4 protein-coding genes and 1 pseudogene are annotated in these 6,935 nt (G+C 64.7%); 3 read left to right on the top strand and 2 right to left on the bottom strand.

Annotation, left to right across the window (positions count from 1 at the left end; all coding sequences use genetic code 11):
* Window positions 1-127: 127 nt before the first annotated feature.
* Together RDM88_RS12900 and RDM88_RS10800 are read right to left on the bottom strand one after the other, a co-directional pair.
* A pseudogene (locus RDM88_RS12900) lies at window positions 128-730 on the bottom strand (alpha-amylase family glycosyl hydrolase); the annotation flags it as partial.
* Window positions 731-1,204: 474 nt separating this feature from the next.
* A complete protein-coding gene (locus RDM88_RS10800; protein WP_308754848.1) occupies window positions 1,205-3,607 on the bottom strand; it encodes a glycogen/starch/alpha-glucan phosphorylase in 2,403 nt (800 codons plus the stop codon).
* A gap of 307 nt (window positions 3,608-3,914) precedes the next feature.
* Between RDM88_RS10800 and RDM88_RS10795 the strand changes: the two genes are divergently transcribed.
* From RDM88_RS10795 to dut, 3 genes are read left to right on the top strand one after another with little or no spacing between them, the layout of a single operon-like run.
* Window positions 3,915-4,280, top strand: coding sequence for a cell division protein ZapA (locus RDM88_RS10795; RefSeq protein ID WP_158595720.1), 366 nt, complete (start codon window positions 3,915-3,917; stop codon window positions 4,278-4,280).
* Window positions 4,277-6,346, top strand: a complete 2,070-nt coding sequence (locus RDM88_RS10790) for a U32 family peptidase (protein ID WP_308754847.1) — start codon at window positions 4,277-4,279, stop codon at window positions 6,344-6,346. Before RDM88_RS10795 ends, RDM88_RS10790 begins: the two co-directional genes overlap by 4 nt.
* 12 nt (window positions 6,347-6,358) lie before the next feature.
* Window positions 6,359-6,790, top strand: a complete 432-nt coding sequence (gene dut, locus RDM88_RS10785; RefSeq protein WP_121587607.1) for a dUTP diphosphatase — start codon at window positions 6,359-6,361, stop codon at window positions 6,788-6,790.
* Window positions 6,791-6,935 lie beyond the last annotated feature (145 nt).

The raw sequence follows: 6,935 nt of genomic DNA, 5'->3' as shown, positions 1-6,935 counted from the left end.
CCTCGCCGATGACGGCGGCGCCGGGGTCGGCGTCCTTGACGCAGGCGGCGATCCGGTCGAGGAACTCGTCGGGGAGCTCATCCGCCACGTCGAGCCGCCAGCCCGAGACACCGTCCGCGAGCCATTTGCGCAGCACCCCGTTTTCGCCGCAGACGAATTCGCCGTAGGAGGGGTCGCGCTCGTTCAGGTTTGGCAGCTCCTGGAACCCCCACCAGCTCTGATAGCCGTTGGGGTAGTTGGTGAACTCGTACCAGCTGCGGTAGGGGCTCTGGGGGTCGTTGTAGGCCCCGCCGTTCCCGTAGCGGCGCTTTTTGTTGAAGTAGACGCTGTCCGCGCCGGTGTGGTTGAAGACGCCGTCGAGGATGACGCGGATGCCGAGCGCCCTCGCGCGGGCGCACAGCTCCCGCAGGTCCTCCTCGCTGCCGAGCAGCGGGTCGATCTTCAGGAAATCCGCGGTGTTGTAGCGGTGGTTGGAGTGCGCCTCGAAGATGGGGTTCAGGTAGATCGTGCCGACCCCCAGGCTTTTGAGGTAGGTCAGCTTCTGGGTGATGCCCCGGAGGTCGCCGCCGAAGTAGTCGGAGTTGGTGACCTCCCCGTTGCGGTCGGGGAGGTATTCGGGCAGCTCGTACCAGTCGCGGTGGAGCCGCCGGTCGGAGGGGACGCCGCTCTTGGGCTCGCCCGACGCGCAGAAGCGGTCGGGAAAGATCTGGTAGAGGATGCCGTTTTTCATGAATTCGGGCGCGCGCATCGCCTTGTCGTAGACGGTGAGCTGCCACATCTCGCCGCCCTGCGGCTGCAGCACGCCAAAGCCGTCCTGGTCGCGGGCGATGCGCATCTTCCCGTTGACCCCCGCGACCTCGAAGAGATAGAAGTAGAGCTGCGGGTCGGGGGAATAGAAGATGCAGGTGTAGGAACAGCTCACCCCGTCGCTCGCCTCGTAGTGCATGGGGATGCGCTCGGGGGAATCCCAGCGGTCCGCCTTGTAGACCAGCAGGGCGGGCTCGCGCAGCTGGTAGGAGATCGGCAGGAAGACGCGGAAGGTGACGACGTCGTCCGTGGGGACCGCCCCGAAGGGGGTTTTGCAGCGGTCGTCGCGGCTGTCGAAGAGGAAGGTACTCACGAGATCAACTCCGATACAGATTGAATCAGGCTGCCAAAAAACTTTTGACAGCCTGACTGGATGACAGGGAAAGCCGGGGCGCGCTCAGAGCGACCAGATGTCGTGGGCGTACTCCCCGATCGCGCGGTCGGCGCAGAAATAGCCGGACGCGGCGATGTTGTGGAGCGACATCTCCTGCCATTTGGCGTCGTCCTGGTAGAGGCGGGAGGCCTCCTGCTGGATGGCGCAGTAGGCGTCGAAGTCGGCGAGCACCATGTAGGGGTCGTCGTAGCGCAGGGAGTTGGCGATGGTGGGGAACTGCTGGCCCGCCAGCCCGGAGGCGAGCAGGTCGATCGCCCGGCGCAGGCGCTGGTCGCGGTTATAGTACTCGGCGGGGTTGTAGCCGGCGGCCTTGAGGTCGGCGGCGCGCTCGGCGGTCATGCCGAAGATGAGGATGTTGTCCTTGCCGACCCGTTCGCCGATCTCGACGTTCGCGCCGTCGAGGGTGCCGAGGGTGACGGCGCCGTTGAGCATGAGCTTCATGTTGCCGGTGCCGCTCGCCTCGGTGCCGGCCAGGGAGATCTGCTCGGAGATTTCCGAGGCGGGCATGAGCAGCTCGGAGATGGTGACGCTGTAGTTTTCGAGGAAGACGATGCGCAGCTTGCCGCGCACCGCGGGGTCCGCCTCGATCACGTCGCGCAGGGTGCAGATGAACTTGATGATCTGCTTGGCGAGGAAGTAGCCGGGGGCCGCCTTGGCGCCGAAGATGTAGGTCTTGGGCAGGAAGGGGGCGTTCGGGTGGTCCTTGAGCCAGAGGTACTCGCTGAGGATGTGCAGCGCGTTCAGGTGCTGCCGCTTGTACTCGTGCAGGCGCTTGACCTGCACGTCGAAGACCGAGTCGGGGTCGAGCGCGACGCCGGAGGTCTCGAGCACGTATTTGGAGAGCCGCTCCTTGTTCTCCCGCTTGACGGCGGCGAGCCGTTCGAGCACCGCCCTGTCGGTGGAAAACTTGTCGAACCGTTTCAGGTGGGACATGTCGGAGAGCCAGCTGTCGCCGATCGTGTCGCAGAGGAGCTTTGTGAGCCCGGGGTTGGACTGGTAGAGCCAGCGCCGGGAGGCGATGCCGTTGGTGACGTTCTTGAACTTGTAGGGGGTAAGGTGGTAATAGTCGCGGAAGACGCTGTCCCGAAGGATCTGGGAGTGCAGCTTGGAGACGCCGTTGACGCTGTGGGAGGCGATGACGGCGAGATTGGCCATGCGCACCTGGAAGTCGTAGATCACCCGCATGCGGTCGATGTCGTACTGGTCATAGTGGTAGACGTCGCGCAATTCGGCGCAGAAGCGGCGGTCGATCTCCTGGACGATCTGGTAGATGCGGGGCAGCAGGTTGCGGAAGATGTCCTCGTTCCACTTTTCGAGCGCCTCGGCCATGACGGTGTGGTTGGTGTAGGCGAAGGTGCGCACGACGATATCCCAGGCGCGCTCCCACTCGTAGCCGCAGTCGTCGAGCAGCACCCGCATCAGCTCGGGGATGGCGAGGGCGGGGTGGGTGTCGTTGATCTGGATGGCGTTCTTTTCGCCGAAGTTGTCCAGCGTGCCATAGAGGGAGAGGTGCCGGCGCACGATGTCGGAGATCGAGGCGGCGGTGAGGAAATACTGCTGCTTGAGGCGCAACATCTTGCCCTCGGCGTGGTTGTCGTTGGGGTAGAGCACCTTGGAGATCGCCTCGGAAGCGGAGGCGGCGCCCATCGAGTTGACGTAGTCGCCGCGGTTGAAGGCCTCCATGTCGAAGCCGGGGCTCTGCGCCTTCCACAGGCGCAGCACCGCGATGCCCTCGCTCTGGAAGCCGGTGACGTACATGTCGTGAGGGACGGCGTAGACCGTCTGGTAATCGACGTGGTTGACCCAGTGGTGGCCGCCCTCCCAGCCCTCCTCGACGTGTCCGCCGAACTTGATGGGCACGGTGCGGTCGGGCTTCTTTTTGAGCCAGACGCTGCCGCCAGGCAGCCAGTAGTCGGGCGTCTCGGTCTGCCAGCCGTCGATGATCCGCTGTTTAAAGATGCCGTACTCGTAGAGGATCGAGTAGCCCATGGCGGGCAGGTTTTCGGTGGCCATCGCGTCGAGGTAGCAGGCGGCGAGCCTGCCCAGGCCGCCGTTGCCGAGGCCCGCGTCGGGCTCGAGCGCGTACATCTTCTCGATGTCGACCTCCAGCTCCCCGAGCGCGGCGGTCATCGCGTCCTGGATGCCGAGGTTGTAGAGGCTGTTTTTGAGGGAGCGGCCCATCAGGAACTCCATGCAGAGGTAATAGACCTTCTTCTCCGCGCGGGCGTTGTTGTGGGCGTTGAAGATCTTGTATTTTTCACTGAGGATTTCGCGGGTGACCCGGCAGAGCGCCTCGTAGTAGACCTCGTCGGAGGCGTGCTCCGGCTCGATGAGCATATCGCTCTTGAAGGTGTCTAGGATGAGGTCCTTGAGAACCTCCTTGGTGTAGTGCTTGCTGATGTTCATGATACCCTCCTAAATACTCGGTGCGGCAGGTGCGGGCCGGCCTTTTATGCGGCAATGAGGCGGCGCGGCAGCGCATTGGCGCGCTGGCGCTTTACCCTTGTATAAAACTGGATAATTACACTTCATTATACCCTAAAATGCCGCGCCATGCAAGCGATGCGGCGCAAAAACGCGGGATTCGGCAAAAACCTCCAGAAAGGCGCGCAAAAACCAAACAAACTCGGAAAATTTGCACGGCCCCTTTATTCGCGGCGGGAAATGCGATATAATAAAAAAGATAACAGCAAGTATGGGAGGTTATCGGACCATGAATACCATTAACCGCGTCAGGATTACGATCAACGGCGTGCACTATACGATCTCCACGTCGGAACCGGAGGAGTACGTGCTCGGTCTCGCGCAGGAGCTGGACGAGCAGATCAAGGGGATTCTGGAGAAGAACCCGAGCATCTCCTTCAACGACGTGATGGTGCTCTGCGCGATCAACTATATCGACGCCTACAAGCGCAGCGAGGAGAACGCCGACCGCATGCGCACCCAGATTTCGGAATATCTCGAGGACGCCGCCAAGGCGCGCATCGAGCTCGACGAGGTCAAGCGGGAAAACGCCCACCTGCGCCGCCAGCTCGACGGGCAGGAGATGAAGGGCCAGACCAAGCTGGACGTGAAATGAGCCGCCTGCCGGAGGTGCTCGCGCCCGCCGGAAGCCCGGCGGCCCTTGAAGCGGCCGTCCTCTGCGGGGCGGACGCGGTCTATCTCGGCGCCGGGGCGTTCAACGCCCGCCGCGGCGCCGAAAATTTTACCCTGGAGCATCTGGCGGACACCGTCCGCCGCTGCCACATCCGGGGCGTCAGGGTCTACCTGACGCTCAACATCGTCGTGCGCGAGGATGAAATTCCGCAGTTCCTGTCCGACGCCGAGGCCGCCTGCGCGGCCGGGGTCGACGCGGTCATCGTGCAGGACGCGGGCGCGGCGGCGCTGCTGCGCAGGTGCGCCCCATCCCTGCGGCTGCACGGCTCCACCCAGATGGTCGTGCACAACGCCGAGGGGGCCAAAATGCTCGAGGAGATGGGCTTTTCCCGCGTCGTGCTCGCCCGCGAGTGCTCGAAGGAGGAGATCGGGAGGATCATCCGCGCGACCTCCCTCGAGGTGGAGACCTTCGTGCACGGCGCGCTGTGCATGTCGGTGTCCGGCCAGTGCTATATGAGCGCGGTGCTCGGCCAGCGCAGCGGCAACCGCGGGCTCTGCGCCCAACCCTGCCGCCTGCCCTGCAAGGCGGGGAACAGCGAGCATGCCCTCTCTTTGAAGGATATGAGCATCATCGGGCGGGCGGAGGAGCTTCGGGAGCTCGGCGTGTCCGCCCTCAAGATCGAGGGGCGGATGAAGCGCCCCGAATATGTCGCGGCCGCGGTCACCGCCTGCCGCAGGGCGCTGGCGGGGGAGTCGGTCGACCTGCAAACATTACAATCTGTATTTTCACGCAGTGGATTTACAGATGGTTATTTTGAAGGGCGCCTCGGCGCGGAGATGTTCGGTATCCGCCAGAAGGAGGACGTCACCGCGGCGGCGGGGGTGCTCGGCAGCCTGGAAACCCTCTACACCGACCCGCGCAGGCAGGTGCAGAAGGTGGAGGCGGATTTTTGCTTCACGATGAAGGCGGGGGAGCCATCCCGGCTCACCGTGACCGACGGAGACGGCAACGCCGCCGAAGCCTCGGGGGAGGTCCCCCAGGCGGCGGTCAACCGCCCCACCGACCCGGAACGCGCGGCGGCGAGCCTCTCCAAGACGGGAGGGACCCCCTACCGCGTCCGCCGCGTCTCCTGTGAGATCGAAGAGGGGCTGATGCTGCCCGCCTCTGCGGTCAACGCCCTGCGCCGCGAGGCGCTCGGGAAGCTCGACGAACTGCGCGGCGAAACCCGCGCGGTCCCTTTTGACCGCGAAAGGGCGGGCGCGCCGCGCGGCCACGCACCCGCGCCCGCTCCGGCGCTGCGGGTGCGCGCCTACAGCGCGCGGCAGCTCACGCCCGAAATGCTCGAAGGGGCGGAGCTCGTCACGCTGCCGGTGCCCGCGCTTGTGAAGCTCTGCGAAACCGGCGCGCCCGCTTATGCGGACAAGCTGTGCGCCGGGCTGCCGCGCATCCTCTTTTCGGGGCAGGAGGCGCTGCGGGAGCAGCTCGCGCTGCTGCGGGAAAAAGGAATCCGCCACGCGGCCGTGGGGAATCCCGGCGCGGTGCGGATAGCGGGGGAGGCGGGCTTCACGCTGCACGGGGAGCCGTTCCTCAACGCGATGAACTCCCACACAGCCGAAACGCTCGCCGGGTGGGGGCTTTGCGACCTGCTGCTCTCCTTCGAGGCGGCGCTCGACATGGCAAAAAAAATAACCTCCCCCATTCCGCTCGGACTGACCGCCTACGGGCGGCTGCCCCTCATGACGGTGCGCTGCTGCCCGGTGAAGTCGTTTGTGGGCTGCGCGCGTTGTAAGAAGGGGGAAAACTTCCTGACCGACCGGCGAGGGGAGACCCTCTATGCGAGCTGCGCCTACGGGTGCAGCGAAATCCTCAATCCCGTCCCGCTCTTCATGGGGGACCGACTCGCGGAGCTGCGTGGACTTGATTTTATCGAGCTGCGGTTTTCCACCGAGAGCCCGGAGGAATGTGGGAAGCTGTTTGAAACCTACCGCTCCGGCGGGGAATTCCACGGGAAATTCACGCGGGGGCTGCTCTACAAGACAGTACGATAGGAGGACTGCCACATGCTGAAACTCAAACGCCTGCGCCCGTCGGCGCGGATTCCCGCGAACGCCACGCCGGGCAGCGCGGGCTATGACCTCTGCGCCGACCTCGATTCCCCGGTGACCATCCCCGCCCGCCGGACGGTCAAAATCCCGACCGGGCTGGCCATGGCGATCGAGCCGGGCTATGCGGGCTTTGTCTTTGCGCGCAGCGGGCTGGGCATCAAGCACGGCATCGTGCCCGCAAACTGCGTCGGCGTGATCGACAGCGACTACCGGGGCGAGGTGATCGTGGGGCTTTACAACCACACCGACGAACCCTTTGTTGTCGAACCGGGCGACCGTATCGCGCAGCTTGTGCTGCTGCCGGTGCACACGCCCGAAATCGAGGAGTGCGCTGAGCTCGGCGAGACGTCGCGCGGCGAAGGCGGGTTCGGTTCCACCGGGCGGTAGATTTTTTGCCGCTCGGGGAGCGGCGGAGCCCTTCCTGGCTTTTTCGCCCTGCGCCCGGCGGCAATTTTAGATTTGCCGCTCATCAGGCGGCGGAGCTGCCGGGTCCCGCTCCGGAGGGCGGGATACTTTCTTTACGCCAAAGAAA

The sequence above is a fragment of the uncultured Anaerotruncus sp. genome, assembly GCF_902490045.1.
GTDB lineage: Bacteria > Bacillota > Clostridia > Oscillospirales > Ruminococcaceae > Anaerotruncus.
Note: the sequence above shows the minus strand (reverse complement) of the source record. Positions and strands in the feature narration are given on the sequence as shown.